The 20,913-nt window shown below is 61.9% G+C and carries 20 protein-coding genes and 1 pseudogene; 7 read left to right on the forward strand and 14 right to left on the reverse strand.

Features of this window, described 5'->3' with window-relative positions:
* Window positions 1-6: 6 nt before the first annotated feature.
* From EOD29_RS26120 to hemA, 4 genes are read right to left on the reverse strand one after another with little or no spacing between them, the layout of a single operon-like run.
* Entirely contained in the window at window positions 7-456 is a 450-nt protein-coding gene (locus tag EOD29_RS26120) for a pyridoxamine 5'-phosphate oxidase family protein (RefSeq protein WP_127248348.1), read from the reverse strand.
* A 10-nt stretch (window positions 457-466) separates the two neighbouring features.
* Window positions 467-1,180 (reverse strand): phosphoribosyltransferase, encoded by a 714-nt coding sequence (locus EOD29_RS26125; protein WP_127248349.1) that lies wholly within the window; start codon window positions 1,178-1,180, stop codon window positions 467-469.
* 3 nt (window positions 1,181-1,183) lie between these two features.
* Window positions 1,184-1,651 carry a DUF2267 domain-containing protein gene (locus EOD29_RS26130; RefSeq protein WP_127248350.1) on the reverse strand — a complete coding sequence of 156 codons (468 nt, stop codon included), beginning with the start codon at window positions 1,649-1,651 and terminating at the stop codon, window positions 1,184-1,186.
* A 47-nt stretch (window positions 1,652-1,698) separates the two neighbouring features.
* Window positions 1,699-2,976: a 5-aminolevulinate synthase gene (hemA, locus tag EOD29_RS26135; protein ID WP_127248351.1), complete on the reverse strand. Its 1,278-nt coding sequence runs from the start codon at window positions 2,974-2,976 to the stop codon at window positions 1,699-1,701.
* A gap of 236 nt (window positions 2,977-3,212) precedes the next feature.
* Between hemA and EOD29_RS37925 the strand changes: the two genes are divergently transcribed.
* Window positions 3,213-3,341 (forward strand): hypothetical protein, encoded by a 129-nt coding sequence (locus tag EOD29_RS37925; RefSeq protein ID WP_278118961.1) that lies wholly within the window; start codon window positions 3,213-3,215, stop codon window positions 3,339-3,341.
* A gap of 128 nt (window positions 3,342-3,469) precedes the next feature.
* On the opposite strand, the gene EOD29_RS26140 is transcribed toward EOD29_RS37925, so the two are convergent.
* Complete coding sequence (locus EOD29_RS26140) at window positions 3,470-4,021, reverse strand: Hsp20/alpha crystallin family protein (RefSeq protein WP_127248352.1); 552 nt, start codon at window positions 4,019-4,021, stop codon at window positions 3,470-3,472.
* 377 nt (window positions 4,022-4,398) lie between these two features.
* Here EOD29_RS26140 and EOD29_RS36565 point away from each other — a divergent pair, with 377 nt between their 5' ends.
* Window positions 4,399-4,548 (forward strand): 3-ketoacyl-ACP reductase, encoded by a 150-nt coding sequence (locus EOD29_RS36565; RefSeq protein WP_206520499.1) that lies wholly within the window; start codon window positions 4,399-4,401, stop codon window positions 4,546-4,548.
* A 351-nt stretch (window positions 4,549-4,899) separates the two neighbouring features.
* Here EOD29_RS36565 and fixJ read toward each other — a convergent pair whose 3' ends face one another.
* Window positions 4,900-5,511 (reverse strand): response regulator FixJ, encoded by a 612-nt coding sequence (fixJ, locus tag EOD29_RS26155; protein WP_245475444.1) that lies wholly within the window; start codon window positions 5,509-5,511, stop codon window positions 4,900-4,902.
* Window positions 5,501-6,988, reverse strand: coding sequence for a PAS domain-containing sensor histidine kinase (locus EOD29_RS26160; protein ID WP_127248390.1), 1,488 nt, complete (start codon window positions 6,986-6,988; stop codon window positions 5,501-5,503). The genes fixJ and EOD29_RS26160 overlap by 11 nt, the downstream gene beginning before the upstream one ends.
* A 261-nt stretch (window positions 6,989-7,249) precedes the next feature.
* Between EOD29_RS26160 and EOD29_RS26165 the strand changes: the two genes are divergently transcribed.
* From EOD29_RS26165 to EOD29_RS37285, 3 genes are read left to right on the forward strand one after another with little or no spacing between them, the layout of a single operon-like run.
* Window positions 7,250-8,059, forward strand: coding sequence for a universal stress protein (locus tag EOD29_RS26165; RefSeq protein WP_127248354.1), 810 nt, complete (start codon window positions 7,250-7,252; stop codon window positions 8,057-8,059).
* A 10-nt stretch (window positions 8,060-8,069) separates the two neighbouring features.
* Window positions 8,070-9,872, forward strand: a complete 1,803-nt coding sequence (locus tag EOD29_RS26170; RefSeq protein ID WP_245475436.1) for an HAD-IC family P-type ATPase — start codon at window positions 8,070-8,072, stop codon at window positions 9,870-9,872.
* Between the two features lie 8 nt (window positions 9,873-9,880).
* Complete coding sequence (locus EOD29_RS37285; protein WP_245475445.1) at window positions 9,881-10,984, forward strand: HAD-IC family P-type ATPase; 1,104 nt, start codon at window positions 9,881-9,883, stop codon at window positions 10,982-10,984.
* 123 nt (window positions 10,985-11,107) lie between these two features.
* Here the strand turns inward: EOD29_RS37285 and EOD29_RS26180 are convergent, their stop codons facing one another.
* Window positions 11,108-11,752, reverse strand: a complete 645-nt coding sequence (locus tag EOD29_RS26180) for a helix-turn-helix domain-containing protein (RefSeq protein WP_127248355.1) — start codon at window positions 11,750-11,752, stop codon at window positions 11,108-11,110.
* A gap of 471 nt (window positions 11,753-12,223) precedes the next feature.
* On the opposite strand from EOD29_RS26180, the gene EOD29_RS26185 reads away from it, so the two are divergent.
* Window positions 12,224-13,207 carry a zinc-dependent alcohol dehydrogenase family protein gene (locus tag EOD29_RS26185; protein ID WP_127248356.1) on the forward strand — a complete coding sequence of 328 codons (984 nt, stop codon included), beginning with the start codon at window positions 12,224-12,226 and terminating at the stop codon, window positions 13,205-13,207.
* Window positions 13,208-13,227: 20 nt separating this feature from the next.
* On the opposite strand, the gene EOD29_RS26190 is transcribed toward EOD29_RS26185, so the two are convergent.
* From EOD29_RS26190 to EOD29_RS26210, 5 genes and pseudogenes are all read right to left on the reverse strand, one after another.
* A complete protein-coding gene (locus EOD29_RS26190; RefSeq protein WP_127248357.1) occupies window positions 13,228-13,818 on the reverse strand; it encodes an NAD(P)H-dependent oxidoreductase in 591 nt (196 codons plus the stop codon).
* Between the two features lie 23 nt (window positions 13,819-13,841).
* Window positions 13,842-14,228 carry a hypothetical protein gene (locus EOD29_RS26195; protein ID WP_127248358.1) on the reverse strand — a complete coding sequence of 129 codons (387 nt, stop codon included), beginning with the start codon at window positions 14,226-14,228 and terminating at the stop codon, window positions 13,842-13,844.
* A gap of 82 nt (window positions 14,229-14,310) precedes the next feature.
* A pseudogene (gene trxC / locus EOD29_RS26200) lies at window positions 14,311-14,765 on the reverse strand (thioredoxin TrxC).
* A gap of 14 nt (window positions 14,766-14,779) precedes the next feature.
* Entirely contained in the window at window positions 14,780-16,639 is a 1,860-nt protein-coding gene (locus tag EOD29_RS26205) for a heavy metal translocating P-type ATPase (RefSeq protein ID WP_127248359.1), read from the reverse strand.
* An 11-nt stretch (window positions 16,640-16,650) separates the two neighbouring features.
* Window positions 16,651-17,037 (reverse strand): DUF302 domain-containing protein, encoded by a 387-nt coding sequence (locus EOD29_RS26210; protein ID WP_127248360.1) that lies wholly within the window; start codon window positions 17,035-17,037, stop codon window positions 16,651-16,653.
* A gap of 150 nt (window positions 17,038-17,187) precedes the next feature.
* On the opposite strand from EOD29_RS26210, the gene EOD29_RS26215 reads away from it, so the two are divergent.
* The gene (locus EOD29_RS26215) at window positions 17,188-19,869 is read left to right on the forward strand and encodes a bifunctional acetate--CoA ligase family protein/GNAT family N-acetyltransferase (protein ID WP_127248361.1); all 2,682 of its coding nucleotides are present in this window, start codon (window positions 17,188-17,190) and stop codon (window positions 19,867-19,869) included.
* An 18-nt stretch (window positions 19,870-19,887) separates the two neighbouring features.
* Here EOD29_RS26215 and EOD29_RS26220 read toward each other — a convergent pair whose 3' ends face one another.
* A complete protein-coding gene (locus EOD29_RS26220) occupies window positions 19,888-20,907 on the reverse strand; it encodes a bifunctional aminoglycoside phosphotransferase/ATP-binding protein (RefSeq protein WP_245475437.1) in 1,020 nt (339 codons plus the stop codon).
* Between the last annotated feature and the right edge of the window lie 6 nt (window positions 20,908-20,913).

A 20,913-nucleotide genomic window follows, 5' to 3' on the forward strand; every position in this document is an offset into this window, starting at 1 on the left:
GAAGGGTTAGCTCTCCGACGCCTCGCGGCCCGAAACTTCCACGACGAAGATGCTGAAGAATACATGAGGAAGATGCTCCGCGTCTGGGGATGCGGTCGGCTTGAGCGCGCCTGGCTCCCACCAGTCGGCGTGCTTGCTCAGCAAAGACCATGCGTGATCAAGCTGCACCTGGTGTCCGGTCCGATCGGAAAGTTCCTCATAGCGGCCGTCGACGACGACGCTTTTCCAACCTCGGGTGGTGCTGTGTTCGTCGACCTGCACCGACACAAGCGGATTGATGCGCATCCAGTCGATCTTCTTGCCCATCATCGAGAATGCATAGAGGCGATTGTCTGCATAGGCATAGTAGAACGGCACGATGTAGGGTTGCCCGTCCCTCGCACAGGCCAGGTGACCGACGCGATGGGCCATCAGCAGCTTGGTGCATTCCAAAGTGGAAAGGGTGCGGATCTGCATCGCGGAACTCCTAGGTGCCGGCCTCATGCCGCGATTTGCTTGCGGCGTTTGCGCCGGAACGTGCTCTTTCGACAGCATTGCGGCGATCGTCGCGAGCCAGCGCCACCATATCAAGCACCTCGCTGTCGGAGAGTTGCGGAAAGGTGCCATAATAATAGCTGAGCGCCCGGAAGCGGGCAGGCTGGTTGAGGCAGATCGTCAAATCCGCTTCCTGCGCGAGCTCGTCAACGGTCTCCGGCGGTGCGACCGGAAGCGCTACGATTATCTTTCGCGGGGAGCGGCGCTTCAACGCACGAATGGCCACCTTCATCGTCGTTCCGGTTGCCGCCCCGTCGTCAACGACAATCACCGTTTTGCCGGCCACTGACAGGGGCAGCTCCTTCCCGCGGTATAATGCCCGGCGTCGCTCCAATTCCGGCCGTTCCTGCGCGATCAAAGCACGCAGGGCGCTGTCATCGAGAGCGTAAGCTTCGACGATTTCTCGGTTGAGAACGACGTCCGGAGGATCTCCGTCCACGATGGCGGCCACGGCAAGTTCTGGATTTCCTGGCGCTCCGACTTTACGAATGATCACCAGATCCAAGGGTGCCTCGAGAGCCTTGGCCACTTCGGCCGCTATAGGAACGCCGCCACGCGGCAAGGCAAGTACAATTGGATCCTGCAACTGGAGGCGCTCCAGCGAGGCACCAAGCTTTTCCCCAGCGTCCTGGCGATCGCGAAACATCGGTCATCCTTCCGGCCAGAGTTGACGCAGCGACTTCTTCATCGAGTTTCGGACCTGGACGATCTCGCCATGGGAAATGTGACGGTCGAGAAGTCGGAACACCGCTCCAATAGCCTTGTCGACGTCGATCTCCGGCTCGTAACCGAAGCTCTTCCTGATGCAGATGACGAAGTCGCGCTTCTTATGCTCGCACACGGGATTGGGCGGATCCCACCCTTCGAAATAGATTCCTCGGATCAAGGTAGGCAACTGTGCCGACAGATCCGCCGTTTCCTGTGGCGAGAGCCAGTCGCGCAAAGTGTGCAGGACTGCCTTCAACAGCCGGAACGCACTTTGTTCGTTCCAATCCAGGTCCTTGGCAAGCTCGCTTACCCATTGCTGCGCCTGCTCGGCGGCATGTGTGATTGAAGTGTGCGAAACGGAGTGTATCATAGCTGGCATCCCTGAACGTGGTTTCCTTTTTTCCTCCATTGTAAGCTCCGCGCATTGCGTCGGATCAAAGTTCGACGTCCTCGATTTCAGCCGCCCGCCGCCGCCATGAGCAGCGGAATGATCCGGTCGGTTTTCGCCACAGCAGGCCTGCCGGCCGCGCCGTAGGGAATGCCCAGCGCATCCCAGGTCTCGACCAGCGCATCCTGCAATTCGGCGATCAGCGCGTCCGAATGGAACGGCGTCGGCGTGATACGCAGCCGCTCGGTGCCGCGCGGCACCGTCGGATAGTTGATTGGCTGGATGTAGATGCCATGCACGCCGAGCAGACGGTCGCTGGCCATCTTGCAAAGCTCGGGGTCGCCGACCAGCACCGGCACGATATGGGTGGCCGATTCCATCACCGGCAGGCCCGCGGCGGCAAGCACCTGCTTGGTGCGCGCCGCCTGGCGCTGCTGCGCGTCACGCTCAGCCTGCGAGCGTTTGAGATGCCGGATCGAGGTGGTGGTGGCGGCCGCGATCGCCGGCGGCAGCGCGGTGGTGAAGATGAAGCCCGGCGCATAGGAGCGCACGGCGTCGATCACCGCGCTGGTGCCGGTGATGTAGCCGCCCAGCGTGCCGAAGGCCTTGGCCAGCGTGCCCTGGATGATGTCGATGCGGTCGGCCAGGCCTTCGCGCTCGGTGATGCCGCCGCCGCGCGGTCCGTACATGCCGACAGCATGGACCTCGTCGATATAGGTCATGGCGTTGTAGCGCTCGGCGAGTTCGACGATCTGCTTGATCGGCGCGATGTCGCCGTCCATGGAATAGACGCTTTCGAACACGATCAGCTTGGCGCGCTCGCGCCCGGCGGCCTGCAGCAGGCTTTCCAGATGCGCGACGTCGTTGTGGCGGAAGATCTTCTTTTCGGCACCGGAGCGGCGCACGCCCTCGATCATCGAGGCATGGTTCAGCTCGTCCGAGATGATCAGGCAGTTGGGCAAGAGCCGGGCAATGGCCGAGATCGAGGCCTCGTTGGAGACGAAACCGGAGGTGAAGACCAGTGCCGCTTCCTTGTCATGCAGGTCGGCGAGCTCATGCTCGAGCTCGACCAGCGGGTTCGAGGTGCCCGAAATGTTGCGGGTGCCGCCGGCGCCCGATCCCATCTTGCCGGCAGCGTTCTGGAAGGCGGCGATGACGTCGGCGTTCTGGCCCATGCCGAGATAGTCGTTGGAGCACCATACGGTGATTTCCTGGGCGCGGCCGTTGGAACGCCAGACGGCGCGCGGGAACTTGCCCACGATGCGCTCCAGGTCGGCGAAAACGCGGTAGCGACGCTCGGCGTGGAGCTGGTCGATCGCATCTTCGAAGAACCGCTGATAGTTCATGTCCGAAGTCCTGTTTAGGAGAAAACCGTGGCAAATCCTTCAATAGCTTTTGCCGCGTGAGCGCGGTGCTCACATTGAGCCAGATCAAATTCCCATGCACGCACCTGCAAACATTGCCGATCGGTCTTGCCAGGCGCCGAAGTCCGAGGGGCCGCAGAATGTGAACAAATCGGGGTGGGATGCACGCTACGTCCGGTTTGAAATGAGAACGTCAAAACGACATTCGAGGGATTGTCGTGGACAGATTCATTACGCGGGCCAACATCGCCCATTTCGAAGATTTGCTCGCCCGGGAGAATGGCCCGGTGATGCGGGTCATTGAAGACTTGCTTGCGCGCGAGTGGAGCAAGCTTGAAATCGCGTAACGGCAAGCTGACACGGAAAAGAGGAATGCTCCTTCCAAGCCGGCGATCAGCCTGGATAAGCCAATTACAGCCAAGCTGGAAAAGCAGGGCCAGCGCACCTTCCCGTGCACTGGCTCTCGCAGGCGCCGTTAGGCGGCCTTGACGGTGATCTTCTTCTCAGCTTTCTGGGCTTCCGCCGTCTTCGGCAGCTTCACGGTCAGCACGCCTTTGGCGAAGCTGGCGTCGATCTTGTCGGCATCCACTCCTTCGGGCAACTGGAACGAGCGCTGGAAGGAGCCATAGCGGCGCTCCGAGAGATAATAGTCCTTCTCCTTCTCTTCCTTTTCCTCGTTCTTCTCGCCCTTGATGGTCAGAATGTTGTTCGCGAGCTTGATATCGACGTTCTTCTCGTCGATGCCCGGCAGTTCAGCCGAAATCTCGAAACCGTTGGCCTTTTCCACCAGGTCCATTGCCGGAGCTACCGGCCAGGCAGTGCTGCGGAACGTGGGCAGGTCGCGGCCGAAAAGCGAGCGGGAGGACGGCCGCCGGAAGTCAAAGGGATGGAAGGGATGGAAGTCGTCGAAAAGCCGGTCGACCTCGCGACGCAAGCTCTCGAGCGGCGTCGTCCAGTTGTCGGATCTCGGCGACGCAGGAGCGGCTTTCTCGGTTTTCACGGGCAGTTTGGTGGCGGCTTCGGCCATGGTTCTCTCCATAGAACAGGTTGATCGGCAAGTGCCGCTGCCTCTGCTCTTCCCACCAGGATTGCCACGAGGCGTTAGAGCCGAGGCCAGCGGACCCGCTCGGTAGGCGTCCTTGCGAGACCCGTCCCATCACTTCGCGATTTCCGCGTGTGGCGCGGATCGTCGCGCGCGTGTGGTCAAGCCATGCTCAGCCTATCGAGGCAAACATCGAAGCACCGCTTTGAGCTGCGATCTTTGATCCGCGTCAAACAAAGCGAGGACGGGTTGGCACCAACGCGGGTGATGCTGCGTGGCAGACCATGATCTCGATTTGACGGCAGCCAAGGCAACGCGCTCCGGCGATCGCTATCTGCTGCTCCATCAACGGAGCCACGACCATGGATTTCAAAGGCAGGACGGCGATCGTTACCGGGGCAGGGTCTGGAATTGGCGCGGCCATTGCCTTGAGCTGGCTCGCCGTGGAGCCCGAGGCCCTGCATCAAAGAACCGATGCGCGGCGATGGAAAGTCGTGCCGTTCGAAAAATGATTCAAGTCAAAGCGTCAGACCATTCCTTGGATCAGGATAGCTCGATGTGGAATCCCATCGCGAGCGCGCCATCTGGCCCCAGTCTTCAACTGGCTGTCTTTGATCAGGACGGTGCGCATGTGCTCGTATTCCCTTGTAGGAAAGAGCTTTTGGGCTGGAAAAACGCCGCTACCGGCGCACGGGTCGACGTTCATCCCACCCACTGGCGTCCATGGGATCCCGAGAAGAGTGACTGGGATCCAATGCAGAGTTCACACTAGAGCAATTCCAGGGAAGGTGTGTCGGTTCTCCGTCTGGAATTGCGCAGAATACTTAGAGCGGTTGGGCGGTTTCGCGAAACGCTGAACCGCTCTACGTCTTCGGATCGGCTATCAAAGCCATGCGCACCAGATGTGACAGGCTCCCAGCGCCCATCTTGCTCATAACGTTCGCGCGGTGAATTTCCACGGTGCGCGGACTGATGCCGAGATCATAGGCGATCGTCTTGTTCGGCAATCCGGAGACAAGCCCGTCGAGCACCTGGCGCTCGCGCTCCGAGAGCTTGGAAAGATTCGCACGGATCTCCACTGCTTGCGGATGCGTGGCAACAGCATGATTGCGACTGCCCAGGGCTGACCGGATCGCCTCGATCAGCACCTCGTCGTCGAACGGCTTCTCGATGAAGTCTGCGGCTCCCTCCTTCATCGCCTGGACGGCTAGAGCAACATCCGCGTGCCCTGTCATCACAATGACCGGAACGGCATGGCCGCGTCCTCTCAGTTGCCGAAGGAATTCGATGCCGTCTATGCCGGGCATGCGCACATCGGTTACGATGCAGCCGTCAATCTCCTTCGTTTCCGTTGCCAGAAACGCGCTCGCGGATTCGTGAAGGCGTACGGCAAAGTCGGCTGTCGCAAGGAGAAAACCCAGCGACTTGCGCACATCGATATCGTCGTCGACCACATGCACGACATCACTGGCCACGGGCAACCTCTTCCTTTTCGACGGCGCGCAAGGTGAACCGGAACGCTGTGCCCCCACCGGGCACTGACTCGGCCCAGATATGCCCGCCATGCGACTCGACGATAGTGCGGCAAATGGACAGCCCCACGCCCATTCCTTGTTTCTTGGTGGTCACGAAAGGTTGGAAGAGCTGGGCTGATACCTCCGGCGCCAGCCCCGGCCCGGTGTCGATCACGCCGACTTCCGCCATGCCATCGTGCCTGGCCGCTGTGACGATGTGTAACTCTCGGCGCGGCGCACCCTGCATGGCCTCCACCGCGTTTCTCATCAGGTTCAGTAACACCTGTTCGATCTGGATGCGGTCGGTCAAAACAAGTTCGGCGGCTGGATCAAGCTCGTAGGTGACACGCACATCCGCTTCCCTGGCGCCCACCAACGCGAGCGAGGAGGCGTCTTCGATCAGAGACGGCAGGCGCTCAACCTGGCGCTCGCTTTCTCCCCTGGCGACAAAATCCCTGAGGCGACGGATAACGTCGCCAGCGCGCAGGGCTTGCTCGGCCGCTTTTTCGACGGCGTCCCTGAGCAGGGCCGCGTGCTGATCATTGCTCTTTTCCAAGAGGCGCCGGCTGCCCTTCAGGTAGTTCGTGATGGCCGTCAGCGGCTGGTTTATCTCATGCGCCAATGTCGAGGCCATTTCGCCGAGCGCGGTAAAACGTGCCATGTGCAGCAGCTCCTGCTGCTGCTCCTGCATCCTGGCCTCAGTCCTGTGGCGATCCGTCAGGTCGCGGCAGAAGCCGGTGAAGAAGCGCCCTGTTCCCGGATGCATTTCGCCGACAGCCAGTTCCATCGGAAAGGTCGATCCGTCCTTGCGCATCCCGGTCACCGTGCGGCCAAGTCCGATAATGCGGCGTTCTCCCGTCTTCAGGTAGCGCTGCATGTATGCGTCATGCTCCTCCCGGTAGGGCGAGGGCATCAGCATCTTGACGTTCTGCCCGATGACCTCGCCGGCCTCGTAGCCAAACAACATCTCCGCCGCGGTGCTGAAGGACTGGATGTTTGCATTTTCGTCGATGACGATCATCGCATCGGGAACTGTCGCCAGGATCGAACGCAGGTGATCCTCGCGCAGCTGCAGCGCAGCATTGGCGAACGACAGGTCGCTGACGTCGGTGCCTTGAACAAAGATGGCAGTGATCTGGTCGTCGGCCGCTCTGACGGGCTGATAGACGAAGTCGAGGATCCGTTCCTCGGCGGCGCCTGTTTCGACGTTCCGATAGACGACCTTGACGCTTCGACCCACATAGGGTTCGCCGGTTTCGTAGACGCGATCCAGCAGCTCGAAGAAGCCTTGACCCTCCAGATCGGGAAACGCTTCTCGCACGGATTTGCCGATGACCTGCCGCTCACCGACCATCCGTCTGTAGGCTGCGTTCGCGAATTCGAACACGTGGCCTGGTTCCTTCAGCAGGGTCATGAAGCCGGGAGCCTGGTCGAACATCCGCGCGAGAAGCTGACGTCCGGGCACATCGTCATGCCTTGCCGGAGGAATTGACGGAACGGGCGACTTGGCGACCACGTCCGCGGAAGAAGCTGACCCCTTCTTTGTCACATCTTGCCCTGCATCGAGAACACTGCCGGTGGCAGATTTAGCACCCAAGCATCCATTCGCAAACAACTCGCTCTCGCATTTTGACCCTAATCAAAGTGCTTCGCTTCCCGAAGGAGCATTAGGGATCCTCATTCCCTATAAAGTGCGCGCATGTCCTACAAAACGATTGTCGTCAACTTGGCCGTTGATGCAGACCCAGGACCTATCGTGAAGCTGGCGGCAGAAATGGCGCATCGCTTCGATGCTCATCTCATCGGCTTCGCTGCTGCAGATGTTCCGCCCTTGGTGGCCACGGGTGAAGGCCTGGTTTATGAAGGCGAGGTCATGCAGGTAAAACGGCAGGAGATCGAGAAGCGTCTTGCCGAACTGCGCGACACCTTCGAGAGATTTGTTCCGCACTCCATCAGCAGCGAATGGAAGCAATATATCTGCGGTCCGACTCGCGCCCTGGGACTGGTAGCCCGTTCAGCTGATCTCATCGTGACCGGAGATGGCAACGACGATGTCTTTCGCGCGCTGGATATAGGAAGCTTGGTGCTCGGGGCCGGCCGCCCCGTGCTGGTTACGGCGGGCAATGCCGAACACCTGGTCGGGAAAACCGTCCTGGTTGCCTGGAAGGACAGCCGGGAGGCAAGACGAGCCTTGTCCGATGCCTTGCCGCTCCTCGCCAAGGCTAAACAGGTTGTCGTCGCCACGATGGAGACTGCCTCGGGTGAGGATGTTCGCGACAGCCTCGCCGATGTGGCGGTGTTTCTGGAGCAGCATGGCATCATGGCGCGAACCGACGTGATCGCTGGTACCGCGGATGGCGAGGCGCTGGTGACATTTGCTCGTTCGATCCACGCCGATCTGATCGTTTCCGGGGCCTACGGACACAGCCGGCTCAGGGAATGGGCCTTTGGCGGCATCACACGCTCCCTGATCGGCGAGAGCAGCATCAGCCGCCTGCTTTCAAATTGACTGCACGACCATGGTGACCACCACGGCAGATAGGCCGGATCGGCTGGACGGTGTTCCAGGTGAGGAGCGACCGATCAGCCGCTTTTCCGGCGACGTCGAGGCTGCATACTGGTCGCTCACCACCGATGAGCTGGTCGCCCAGCTGGAAACCTCCACGTCCGGCTTGCTGAGCGTTGACGCCGCAATCCGGCTGGCCAAATTCGGTCGCAATGCACTGGCGCCTCGGGCCGGCGGATCGGCGCTAAGCGTATTCGCGCGGCAGTTTCGCAGCCCGTTGGTCCTGATCCTGGTCTTTGCCGCTGCTGTTTCGGCGTTCGTCGGGGAGGGGCATGAAGCCGCTATCATCGGCGTGATCGTGCTTGCCAGCTGCGTCCTCAGCTTCACTCAGGAGTATGGCGCTTCGCGAGCGATGGAGGCGCTGCGGAACCGAATCTCCCGTAAGGTGACCGTGCTTCGGGACAGTTTCGAACGCACCGTCGATGTCGAGGAGATCGTTCCCGGCGACGTCGTCTGCCTGTCGGCTGGCAACTTGATTCCCGTTGACGGCGTCATCCTGGAGTCGCGGGATTTCAACGTCAGCGAATCCGTTCTGACCGGCGAGACTTTTCCCGTCGTGAAGTCCGCCGGCCGCTCCGCGCCCGAAGCCGGCATCGCGCAGCGGACCAATGCCGTCTTCACCGGTACCTCGGTTCGCAGCGGAACGGCAAAGGTGCTGGCCGTCACCACGGGGGCGCACACCGAATTCGCGTCGATCGCCGAAGCATTGGAGCGACGGATACCCGAGACCGAGTTTGCTCGCGGCATCAGGATGTTCGGATATCTGATGACCGAGATCATGCTGGTGATCGTCATCCTGGTGTTCTTCGCCAATGTGATGCTCAACCGGCCCTTCATCGAATCGCTCTTGTTTTCACTGGCGCTGGCGGTTGGTCTGACGCCCGAACTGCTTCCGGCGATCATCAGCGTAACCTTGGCCCGGGGCGCCCGGACGATGGCCGCCGGTGGTGTCATCGTGCGCCGTCTCGATGCGATCGAGAATCTCGGCAGCATGGATCTGCTGTGCACCGACAAGACCGGGACGCTGACGGAGGGTGTCATCCACCTCGATGGATCGTTCGACGTCGAGGGTAATGCATCAACAGACGTCCTGCTTTTCGCCCGGCTCAACGCGACTCTGCAGACGGGCCTGAAGAATCCTCTGGACGAGGCGATTGCAAGCGTAACGCATGGACGGGAGGATTTGTCCGGGTTCACCAAGATCGATGAGATCCCCTACGATTTTCTTCGCAAGCGCCTGTCGGTCGCAGTGCAGGACAGCAAGCGCGAACAGATCCTTATCACCAAGGGAGCCGTGCAGAACGTCCTCGACGCTTGCGGCTTCGTGCAAGGTTCGCGTGGCTTGACACCCCTAGGCGCGACGGAACGCGAGGCAATCGACGAACGATTCAGACGCTGGAGCGCGCAAGGCTATCGCGTTCTCGGCCTGGCGGTCCGGCGATTTCAGGATAAGGCGGGCTTCAGCCGTGACGACGAGGCTGACATGGCGTTCGCGGGGTTCTTGCTGTTTCTCGATCCGCCAAAGGAGGGGGTGAGGGAGACACTCTCGGCGCTTGCCGGCCGAGGCATCGGCGTGAAGGTCATTTCCGGCGACAACCGCTATGTCGCGGCGCATCTGGTGGAGGCCGTGGGGCTGCGGGCCGACAGGATCATGACCGGCGAGGATCTCTCGAAGCTGACGAAGAACGGCTTCTGGCCGGTGTCCGCAATACCGATCTCTTCGTCGAGATCGACCCGAACCAGAAAGAGCGCATAGTCGAGGCGCTGCGCCGGAGCGGCCACGTGGTCGGCTATCTGGGCGATGGCATCAACGATGCGCCGGCGCTCCATGAAGCAGATATCGGCATTTCGGTAGATACGGCCGTCGATGTGGCGCGCGAAGCCGCGGACATCATCCTGCTCAAGCGCGACTTGGGCGTACTGGTGAGGGGCGTCGACGATGGCCGCAAGACCTTCGCCAACACGATGAAGTACATCTCCATCACGACCAGCGCCAATTTCGGCAACATGATCAGCATGGCAGCCGCCTCGCTTTACCTGCCGTTCCTGCCGCTGCTGGCCAAGCAGATCCTGCTGAACAATTTCCTCTCCGACATACCGGCTCTCGCGATCGCGGGTGACAATGTCGATGTCGATCAGGTGCGTCGGCCACGTCACTGGGATATTCGGTTCGTGCGACGTTTCATGGTGAGTTTCGGACTGGTGAGCTCCCTCTTCGACTTTGCAACCTTCGCGTTCCTGCTTCTGGCCGTTCATGCCACGGCAGCAACATTTCAGACCGCGTGGTTCGTGGAATCCGTCCTCACTGAACTCGCTATCGTGCTCGTCGTGCGGACCCGGAGGAGACTGTGGCGTAGCCGTCCGAGCCTCTTGCTTGCTGGCCTTGCCATCGGTGTCGGTGTTGTCGCTACCGCCATTCCTTTCACACCGTTCGCCGGATGGTTCGGATTTGTGCCTCTGGCAACACCGGTAATGGCAGGGCTGCTCACGATCACTGCGCTCTACCTGTTCGTATCCGAGCTTACGAAGAGTTGGCTTTTCGAACATGGCAGCCGAGCCAGATCCAGCCGGAAAAACTACGCCCTCAAATCCGCACCGGGCCGCGCCAATCCGCACCCCGGGCTGAGCCGAAGGCTGCGGTTCGTGATGGACGGCCAGATGTCTAGGAGTGCGACGTCAACCGCCGACGAAGGCCCGGGTGACGTTCACGCCAATCATCCCGTGTCGAGGGTGTGGGCTGCTTACGGGCGAGAAAGTTATGGATGTGCGGATCGTCGGAACGGGTCATCGCCACCAGACGCTCATGCGACACCTCCCGCACGGCGCCGAGGAAGCGGAAGCGCAAATCCTCTGGCGTCACATGCTTGAAGAACTCCGCGACGATTGGCTTCGTCATCAGGGCGTGCGCGGCGCACTTCGAACCGAAATCCGGTGTGCGTGATGAGCGTGCTTGTCATTGTCGTCCCTTTCAGGACTGATGGCTCGAATGCTTCATTCCCCCATCGCCAGCAGCGTGTCCCGCTTGAGGATCTCGATGCTGCGAAGGCTGAGCAGACGGATCACGCCTTTCTCCTTCAGGCGGGTGAAGACCCGCGAGACGGTTTCGATCGTGAGGCCGAGATAATCACCGATGTCGTTGCGCGACATCGGCAGTTCCACCTGCTTCAACCCGCCCTGGCGCTCCGACATTTCGACGAGGAATGCCGCGACGCGCTCGATGGCGTTCTGGCGGCCGAGCACCAGGAGGTGTTCCTGCGCCCGGGTCAGGCCTTTGAGGGCGAGCGGCAGGAGCTGGCGGGACATGTCCATGCCCGAGGGAGTGCGATAGACCCGGACGCCGGTTGCATTGATCGCTTCGGCGAAGAAGTGGTGGGTGACGTCGGCCTCGAAGCCGAATGTCTCTCCCGCCAGATGGAATGCGCTGATCTGCCTGCGGCCGTCGGCGAGCAGGCGATGGACGCGGACCGCGCCGAACTCGACCTGGTAGAGGGCGCCCGCCTTTTCACCCTGAGCGTAGATCTCGGCGCCTGCCGGAAAGAAGCTGACCGGCGCTGCCGGCCCTTCAAAGACGAGCGCGGAGCTCTGATGGGGAAGATAGGATGGCAGTTCGATCTTGGCGGAGGCTTGAGCGTACATGGCTGTGGTCCCTGTGAATTCGTGACCACAGAAATCGCGCAAATCTCGCCACGCCGAAATTCGGTTATGTCCCTACGGGAAAATACCTAGAGCCGAGAATCAAAGCGCCCGATCGATCGAGTCCTCGACGAGCGATTCGCGCGCACTATGCGATTGACCACGATCAAGGTCGGCACGGATCGTTGGGCGATTATCCGGTCAGAACCAATCGATGGGAATATGGCCATGACCTCCGACACCGTCGAAATCTGGACTGGGATACTCGGCCTCGCCTATCTTGCCGCCTTGGGTCTTTATTTCGAAATGCTCTTGGCAAGGAAGCACGGTCACGTCCCAGCGAATGACGGCTTAGGCCGCTACGCGCGGTCGCAGACAGTGAAACGCAGGCAATAGGGCCGATCCGTGCCAGGCAGCGCACTTCCGATTGTTGTCGAGCGCGGAAGGACTTTGTCCCAATCATCAAGGTGTGTCATGAAGGCAATGGTGCTGGAGAAGCCCGGTTCGCCTTTGAAGGCTATTGATCGCCCTGACCCTACGCCGCGACCGGGCGAAATAAGGCTTAGGGTCGAAGCCTGCGCCGTCTGTCGGACCGACCTGCATGTCGTCGACGGCGATCTGCCGCGGCCAAAGTTGCCACTTGTCCCTGGCCACGAAATCGTCGGCATCGTGGACGTCGTTGGCGAGGGCGTGTCACCGTCCCGGCTCGGCCAGAGAGTAGGCGTTCCGTGGCTGGGACATACCTGCGGGCATTGCCCCTATTGTGTCGCCGGCGCCGAGAATCTTTGTGATCTTCCACTATTCACCGGCTACACACGCGATGGCGGCTTTGCCAGTCACGTCGTTGCCGACGAGCGTTTCGCGGTCGATCTCGATGCCACGGCGGATCCAGGGTCGCTGGCACCGCTCCTATGCGCGGGACTGATCGGCTGGCGCTGCCTCAAGAAGGCGAGCGGTGGCAAGCGGCTGGGGATCTACGGCTTCGGCGCCGCCGCGCATATCATCACGCAGGTTGCGGTTTGGCAGGGACGTCAGATCTTCGCCTTCACGCGGCCTGGCGATGTTCAGGCACAGGAATTCGCGCGCTCGTTGGGCGTTGACTGGGCAGGGACGTCCGACGAGTTGCCTCCCGTCGGGCTTGACGCCGCGATCATCTTCGCCCCTGTCGGTGACCTGGTGCCGGCGGCGTTGCGGGCGGTGCGCAAAGGCGGTCGCGTGGTCTGCGGCGGTATCCACATGAGCGACATCCCGTCGATGCCCTACCGGCTTCTCTGGGAAGAAAGAGAGTTGGTGTCAGTCGCCAATCTGACCCGCCGCGATGCGGAGGAATTCTTCCCGATAGCGCAGCGGGCTCAGGTGCGCACGCACACAGAAGTCTATCCGCTTGCGCAGGCCAACCAGGCGCTGGACGATTTGCGGATGGGCAGGCTGAGCGGCGCCGCTGTTCTGGTGCCGTGACGTCCGACTGACCAGATGAGTTAAATCGCGCGTTCGCCCAGTCGTTGCATCTGTTTGAGCCAGCTCGCCCGTTTCGCCTCGCTGGCGCTCGCGACCATGCCGAACAGCGTTTCCCTTACCGGCCTAATGCCAACAAAGTTGAGGATGCCGCGGCGCATGCCAGCTATCCCGTGGCTGAGGAACCAGATCCTGTAGATGGTCGCTGGCATGCCCATCGTCACGACCAGCCGGGCTGAGCGGCCCCGCAGCAGGGATTTGGCGAACTCTTCGCCTTTGGCGGGGTAAGCGAACACCGTTCCCGGTCGCATCACCTGCTCGAGGAATGCCTTCAGCAGGGCCGGCACTGTGCCCAGCCAAAGCGGGAAGACAAAGACGAAATGCTCCGCCCAGACGACCGCCTCGGCAGCTTCCTTGAGACTGTCGGGGATCGCTCCGTGCTCAAACTCCTGCATGGTCCGAACGAGCGGGATGTCCAGCAAGGCCAGATCGATCTTCCGCACGGTATGGCCGGCGCGCTCAGCGCCTTCGGCATATGAGGAAGCCAAGGCCCGGCAGAGCCGGTCGGGAGACGGATCGGGGTGGCCGATGATAATCAGGATACGGCGGGGCACTACTTCGCTCCCACCAAGGACTGCTAGGGTCGTTCCACGCGGGCGACCTGGTATGTGTGCATGGCTCCGTTGCGAGTGATCGAGACGTATTCTCCGGTCACAAAGCGTTCGTCGCCAAGATCGAAGCCAACCTCGTCGTCACGATCACCCTCGGCATAGTCAAAATACCATTGCCCGCCGGGTTTGCGGCGCAAACGGCCGATGAGATCGTCTTCACCGGTGCGGAAGCGACGGACACGGCAGAAACCCTTGTGCGATTTCCATTCGTCGGCATTCAACAGTCCCTCATCGGTGAGAGGGGCCAGCACGTCATAGCCTTCCTCGCGATCGCCCTCAGGATGGCTCTTTTCGCGAGCCAGAAGCAGGCGGATGGTCCTGAAGTTCGGGGTAAGATCCTGCAACGTGGTCATGGCATACTCCTTTTCAGGCAATTCCTAACGCAGCGCCGGGGGCGCCACCTTGACCAGGATCAAACGGGGGCTCGGTTGCTGGCTAGAGCTCAGTTGCCCCAGTCGGAACGTGGCTGCGAACCCAATTGACGATCTGGCTGGTGCTCATCGGACCCGAGATACGGGCAATCTCATGCTGATGGTGAAAAGAATCATGGTGGGGATGCCGCGAGTAGCCAGCCTCGTCGCAATGGCCTGCTCCTTGTCGGAGTTCAGCTTGACCAGCCGAATGTGAGGCTCAAGGTCCTTGGCAGCCGCTTCATAGGCCGGCGCCATCATCTTGCAGGGACCGCACCAGGGAGCCCAGACGTCGACGAGGACGGGCAGACTGCCGCGCTCGACCTGACGATCGAAGTTCGCCGCGTTGATGTCCTGCGGAAGTCCCGAAAACAACAGGGCGCCGCACTTCCCACATTTGGCGTCTGAGCTGTTGCGGCTAGGCGGCAGGCGATTGACCACGCCGCATTTGGTGCAAACTACCAGATTATCCTGCGTCATCGCCTTTCCAGCTCCTACTTCCTTTTGTGTTCCAAGCGCCCCTCGCCGAGCGCACGCAGCGCATTGAGGATGACGGCGACGTCTATCCCCTCTTGAAGCAAGGCGCCTGCCACCGGCGTCAGGTGCCCCATGGCGGCCGCAATCATCGCGGCGCCCGAAAGGGCCAGTCCGATGATGATGCTCTGCAGGGCGATGCCGCGCGTGCGCCTGGCGATTCGCAATGCTTGCGCAACTGGCTGCAGGCTATCGGTCAGCAGGACAACATCGGCGGCTTCCGATGCCGCTGTCCCACCGCGAGCTCCCAGCGCGATGCCAACGGTCGCCGCGGCGAGCGCAGGAGCATCGTTGATGCCGTCGCCGACCATCATCGTCGGCGCCGTCGCTTTCTCAGCCTCGACCGTTCCGACCTTGTCCGCCGGCGTGGCATCGGCAAACACGGCGTCGAGTTTGAGCGAGGCGGAGATCTTTTCAGCGGCTGCACCATCGTCACCCGTGAGCATGATTATCCGTGTGACGCCTGCCGAACGCAAAGCGCCAACCGTTTCGACAGCATCCGCGCGTATGGCGTCTCCGAATGTGAAGATACCGGCAAGTCGGCCGTCCAAAGTCACGAACACCCTCAGCACTTGGGCGCTCCGGTGCCGTTTTTCTCCAGTTTTCGCCCATCTCGGCAGCTGTTCGCCCCCAAGAACAAGTGGCCTCGACCCGGCGGCGACGGAGATCCCATTCACCAGACCCTTGAGGCCTTCTCCGCGATGCTCACAGACATCGCAAGGTTGGGAAAGCGTCAGCTTTCTATGGCGGGCGATGCGAACGATCGAATCCGCAAGGACATGGTGGGAGGCCTGTTCCAGCGAGGCAAGCAGCCGCAGCAGTTCATCCGCATGCTGGCCCGGAGCGACGTCGATCTCGATCAGCTCGGCGCCGCCAAGCGTCAAGGTCCCGGTCTTGTCGAAGATTGCGGTGCGTATCTGGGCGAGCGCCTCAAGCGCCGCGCTGCCTTTCATCAGAATGCCGGCGCGGGCAGCGCGCGACACGCCCCCGATGAATGCAACCGGCGCCGCGAGGATCAGCGGACAGGGCGTGGCGACCACCAGCACCGCGAGGCCGCGGATCGGGTCACCTGAAAGTCGCCAGGCGATACCGGCGAGCAGCAGCGTGACCGGAAGCAAGAGCAGTGCAAAACGATCAGCGATGCGGATGAATGGCGCTTTGGCCGTTTGCGCCGCCGCGACCATCCGCACGATCGCGGCGTAAGTGCTGTTGTCGGCGACGGCTGAAGCCCGCATGACAAAGGCTTCGCCAGCATTGACTGTGCCGCTGCGCAATGCGTCGCCGGCGCCGCGACGCTCCGGCAGGGGCTCGCCGGAGACGGTCGATTCATCCAACACGGCCGAAGCGTCGATCAGGATCCCGTCGACCGGTAGCAATTCGCCGGCGCGAACCAGAAGCTCGTCGCCGACTGCCACTTGCTCGATCGGAACCGCGTCGGTGCCATGTGCGAATTTGCGATGCGCCACGCGCGGCGCCCTGTCGGTCAGCGCTCTGAGATTGCGTTCCGCCCTGCCGCGCGCAAAGTCTTCCAGCACCGTGCCGCCGGCATACATTATGGCGACAACCACCGCCGCCAGAGGCTGTCCAAGCTGCAGCGCCGCCGACATCGAAACCAGCGCGATCGCGTCGACGCCGATCCGGCCGATCCAGAAATCGCGCAAGATGGAGATTGCGAGCCCGGTTACGACGGGCAGGGTTGCCGCAGTCCAGATTGTTTCGGGTGAAAGAGGACCAATACCGCTCCGCCAAACTCCAAGCCCAAGTACCAGACCCACTATGGCGATGATCAGCAGCGCACGCCGCAGTGCGGGCTCGTCCATGGCGTCGGCCGTCAAAGTTCGCTGATCAATTCCTGCAGCAACAGCCGAACATCCTTTGCTGTTGCGGCAAGTGCCGGATTTTCGATGGCTCCCATTGCCGCTGCCGGATCGACAGCGGCAATCTCGACTTTGCCCGGCGAGATCTCGGTCACAATCACGTTGCAAGGCAGCATCGCGCCGATCTTGTCCTCGGCCTGCAGCGCGCGCCACGCAAAATGCGGGTTGCAGGCGCCGAGGATCATGTATGGCCTGAGGTCGACGCCCAGCTTGACCTTCATCGTATGCTGGACATCGATCCGGGTCAGGATGCCGAAGCCCTTGCCGGCAAGCCTTTTGGTGACGTGTTCGACCGCCGCGGCGAACGGCATGTCGAGGCTTTTGCTGAAGTAATAAGTCATCGGATTCTCCTTCGGCGGACAACCTTCCCCAGCAGAGCAGCTTGGTTGCAGCGTAGCTCTAGCTAGCCGCAAGGGGAGCGGCGATGCTTTGATCCAGCGCAATGAACGCATGGCGCCTTCAGTGAATGTAGCGGCAAGGAGGCTCGCGAGATGACAGTCCGAAATCTCGAATACGCGGTCTCACCGAAATCCGTCGCCGTCGTCGGCGCGACCGGGCGCGTCGGTTCGGTCGGTCGCGTTGTCTTCGACAACATCGTCGGCGGCGGTTTCGAAGGGGAGATCTGGCCGGTCAATCCAAAATACTCGCAGGTGGCCGGCCACCGTTGCTATGGCAGGGTGGCCGATCTGCCGGGCATTCCCGACTTGGCCGTGGTCGTCACCCCTCCCGACACCGTACCCAGTATCGTGCGCGAGCTGGCTGAGAAGGGAACACGAGTAGCCGTCGTCATTACCGCGGGGCTCAATCAAGGGAACGGGCTGCGCCAGGCAATGCTGGATGCCGCCCGACCCTCGCTCATGCGCATCATTGGGCCGAACACCGTTGGGTTGATGGTTCCCCCGGCGAAGCTCAACGCAAGCTTTGCACAGATGAGGCCCAGGCCGGGGAACATCGGGCTGATCTCGCAGTCCGGCGCGATCGCTACATCGCTGATTGACTGGGCGGCAGAGAACAATGTCGGCTTTTCCCGGATCATCTCGCTTGGCGACATGGCGGACGTCGACGTCGGCGACTGCCTCGACATGCTGGCGGGTGATTTCCACACGCGAGCCATCGTGATGTATCTCGAAACGATACCCAATCCGCGCAAGTTCATGTCGGCCGCGCGGGCCGCGGCGCGCCTCAAGCCGGTCATAGCAATCAAGCCTGGCCGGCACGAGCAGGCGGCCAGGGCAGCGGCGACACACACAGGCGCGCTCTCGGGCGCGGACAGGGTGGTCGACGCCGCCCTGCGCAGGGCAGGGGTGCTGCGTGTGGATGATCTCGCGGAGTTGCTCGATGCCGCCGAGACGGTCGCGCGCCACGCTCCGCTCGAGCGAGCACGCGTTGGCATCGTCACCAATGGCGGCGGTGCCGGCGTTCTTGCCGTCGACAAGCTCGTCGATCGTGGCGGCGAGCTGGCTGAACTTGCGCCTTCGACGCTCACACGGCTCGACCATGTGCTGCCGCCAACCTGGTCGCATGCGAACCCGATCGACATCGTCGGGGACGCGGCGCCGGAGCGCTACGGGGCAGCGCTCGAAGCCTTGGCGGAGGATCCGGGGACGGACGTCATCCTGGTGATGAACTGCCCCACCGGGCTTGGTTCTTCTGCAAACGCGGCCAGGACGGTGGCCGAGCTTGGCGACGAGGGCGAGATCGGTGGAAAGCCGCTTCTCGCGTGCTGGCTAGGCGAGCATACCGCGCGAGAGGGCCGACGCGTCCTGACGGAAGCCGGCATCGCCAGCTTCGAGACGCCGGAGGACGCGGCGATCGCGGCGTCCTATCTCAGCGAATGGTCGCGGGCCCAGCGGGCGCTCCTGCGGACGCCCTCGAACCAAGGTGATGACCGGGTCGACGGCAAGGCCGCGGCTCATGCGATTTTCCGGCAGGTGGCCAGCGAAGGGCGGCGCATGCTGACGGAGCCGGAAGCAAAGGCGGCGATCGCCGCCTACGGTATCGCCGTGCCGAGAACCCTTGTCGCCGGCTCGGTTGCGGAAGTGGCGCGGGCAGCCGGCAAGCTTCTCGAAAGCTCGGAAAGAGTGGTCGTCAAATTGCTATCGAAGGCGGTCTCGCACAAGTCGGACGTTGGTGGCGTGGTTCTTGACATTGCCACCCCCGAGAAGGCCGCGGAGGCCGCGCGGTCGATCGAGACGCGCTTGCGTGCGCTGGCGGCGGGGTCGAAGCCGGACGGCTACACCGTGCAAGCAATGGTCGCGCGCAAACATGCGCAGGAACTCATTTTGGGGATGAGCTTGGACCCGATGTTCGGGCCGGTTATTCTGTTTGGCGCCGGCGGCACAGCTGTCGAGGTTGTGAACGACACCGCGATCGCCCTGCCGCCGCTTGACGACGTGCTGGCCGCCGACGCGATCGACGCGACCAGGATAGGCCGCCTGCTTGCCGGCTATCGCGATCGCAAGCCAACCGATCGAGCCGCGATCATCGCCGCGCTCAACGGGCTGTCGCAAATGATCGTCGACTTTCCCTGCCTGGCGTCCCTCGACATCAACCCTCTACTGGCGGACGCAGAGGGTGCGATAGCGCTCGACGCCCGAATCGAAATCGATCCGAGCCGGGTGGATGAAGCAGCGCCAAATCCGGCTCTTGTGATCAGACCCTATCCGTCGGAGTGGAGTCGCGATTTTCTATCCGACGGCCTCTCCTTCCACATCCGGCCGATCATGCCGTCGGACGTAACGCTCTATCCCGCGTTCCTGGCCAAGATTTCGCCCGATGATCTGCGGCTACGCTTCCTGTCACTGCGCAAGAACTTTCCGGACCAGATGCTGAAGCGGCTCACCCAGTTGGACTATGACCGCGACATCGCTTTCGTCGCGCTGGAAAAGGACACCGGAGGGCTGGCCGGAATCGGTCGGCTTTCCTGCGACCCCGATCACAGGACCGGTGAATATGCCTTGCTCGTCCGGTCGGACCTGCAGGGCCATGGCCTCGGATGGGACCTGCTGAAACAGCTCATTGACTATGCGAAGGCTGATGGCACCGGTCGTATCGAAGGCATAATCCTCAACGAAAATAGCAAGATGCTCACAATGTGCCGGGAGTTCGGCTTTTCGGTTGCGCACCATGCGAGCGAGCCGGGCTTGTCCGTAGCGAGGCTGGAGGTCAGCTAAGCGGCGGCAGTGCCTATCTCATCCCGTCTTTCTGAGGCTGCTTGCAACTGAGACCTTGCCTTCAATCAAGGGCACCATCTCGGCAGTGATTTCGGCCACCCTTCGGTCCGCCTCGACCTCGCGCCACGTCAATGCGCCGGCGTCACGCTGCAATTGCCGTGACAGGATGTCGACCGTGGCATCCGAAGGTCCGCCTTTTCGCTCGCTGACACGACGCCAAAGTACAGACGGATCTGCCACCAGCCAAAATCCCGCAAACGGAACGTTTGCCTCGCTTGCGGCGCGCTCGATCCTCTCGCGATCCTCCGGCTTGTCGAATACCGCGTCGGCGACGACGGACCCGCCTTCGGCAAGGATCAGCTCCGAACGCCAGGCGATCTGGCGATAGACGCGTTGAGACACGCCGGGGCGGTAGGCCTTGTCTGGCAGCTTCGTTTCCGCGGCCACGCCATGCATGGCCTTGCGGATGCGGTCGCTCTCGACGATCCGGGCGCCGGGTGGCGCGCCGACCTGCGGCGCAAGCGCCGCAGCCACCGTCGTTTTGCCTGACCCGCTCAGACCGCCGATCGCGACGAGTCGAGGCGGCGTTTTGGTAAGCAGGATGTGAGCGAGTCGGAAATAAGATCGCGCTTCGGCGACCAGCTTTGTCGAGTTCTGGCTGCCCTCCTCGACCTGGGTCGCGGTCACGTGAGCGCGCACCGCCGCCCGCACCGCCATCAAGAAAGGCAGCAGGATGAAGCCGTCCTCGTCGTCGGCATCGTCGAGGTAGCGGTTCATCACCAGATTGGCGAACTCCGGAAAACCGCGATGCCATAGGTCCATCAGCAGGAATGCGAGATCGTAAAGCACATCGACGGTGGCGATCTGATCGTTGAACTCGATGCAATCGAACAGGCGAGGCTCGCCTTCGAGGATACAGATATTGCGCAGATGCAGGTCGCCATGGCAGCGGCGGACGCGGCCCGCCGCCTCGCGCCGGTCGAGCAGGCCGGCATGGCGGGCGAGGGCCGGCGCGAAAAGTTGCGTCGAGCGTTTCAATCTCCT

The organism is Mesorhizobium sp. M1A.T.Ca.IN.004.03.1.1, from assembly GCF_003997555.1.
In the GTDB taxonomy this organism is placed as follows: Bacteria; Pseudomonadota; Alphaproteobacteria; order Rhizobiales; family Rhizobiaceae; genus Mesorhizobium.

Excerpts from the sequence above, each read along its gene's own strand:
- EOD29_RS26160 (WP_127248390.1), bottom strand. The coding sequence starts at position 6,988 with ATGTTCGACCAGGCTCCCGGCTTCATGACCCTGCTGAAGGAACCAGGC.
- EOD29_RS26140 (WP_127248352.1), bottom strand. The coding sequence starts at position 4,021 with ATGGCCGAAGCCGCCACCAAACTGCCCGTGAAAACCGAGAAAGCCGCT.
- EOD29_RS26195 (WP_127248358.1), bottom strand. The coding sequence starts at position 14,228 with ATGACCACGTTGCAGGATCTTACCCCGAACTTCAGGACCATCCGCCTG.
- EOD29_RS26180 (WP_127248355.1), bottom strand. The coding sequence starts at position 11,752 with ATGTACGCTCAAGCCTCCGCCAAGATCGAACTGCCATCCTATCTTCCC.
- EOD29_RS26210 (WP_127248360.1), bottom strand. The coding sequence starts at position 17,037 with ATGACTTATTACTTCAGCAAAAGCCTCGACATGCCGTTCGCCGCGGCG.
- EOD29_RS26170 (WP_245475436.1), top strand. The coding sequence starts at position 8,070 with ATGGTGACCACCACGGCAGATAGGCCGGATCGGCTGGACGGTGTTCCA.
- EOD29_RS26130 (WP_127248350.1), bottom strand. The coding sequence starts at position 1,651 with ATGGAGGAAAAAAGGAAACCACGTTCAGGGATGCCAGCTATGATACAC.
- EOD29_RS26215 (WP_127248361.1), top strand. The coding sequence starts at position 17,188 with ATGACAGTCCGAAATCTCGAATACGCGGTCTCACCGAAATCCGTCGCC.
- EOD29_RS26125 (WP_127248349.1), bottom strand. The coding sequence starts at position 1,180 with ATGTTTCGCGATCGCCAGGACGCTGGGGAAAAGCTTGGTGCCTCGCTG.
- EOD29_RS26185 (WP_127248356.1), top strand. The coding sequence starts at position 12,224 with ATGAAGGCAATGGTGCTGGAGAAGCCCGGTTCGCCTTTGAAGGCTATT.
- hemA (WP_127248351.1), bottom strand. The coding sequence starts at position 2,976 with ATGAACTATCAGCGGTTCTTCGAAGATGCGATCGACCAGCTCCACGCC.
- EOD29_RS36565 (WP_206520499.1), top strand. The coding sequence starts at position 4,399 with ATGGATTTCAAAGGCAGGACGGCGATCGTTACCGGGGCAGGGTCTGGA.
- EOD29_RS26165 (WP_127248354.1), top strand. The coding sequence starts at position 7,250 with ATGTCCTACAAAACGATTGTCGTCAACTTGGCCGTTGATGCAGACCCA.
- EOD29_RS26205 (WP_127248359.1), bottom strand. The coding sequence starts at position 16,639 with ATGGACGAGCCCGCACTGCGGCGTGCGCTGCTGATCATCGCCATAGTG.
- EOD29_RS26120 (WP_127248348.1), bottom strand. The coding sequence starts at position 456 with ATGCAGATCCGCACCCTTTCCACTTTGGAATGCACCAAGCTGCTGATG.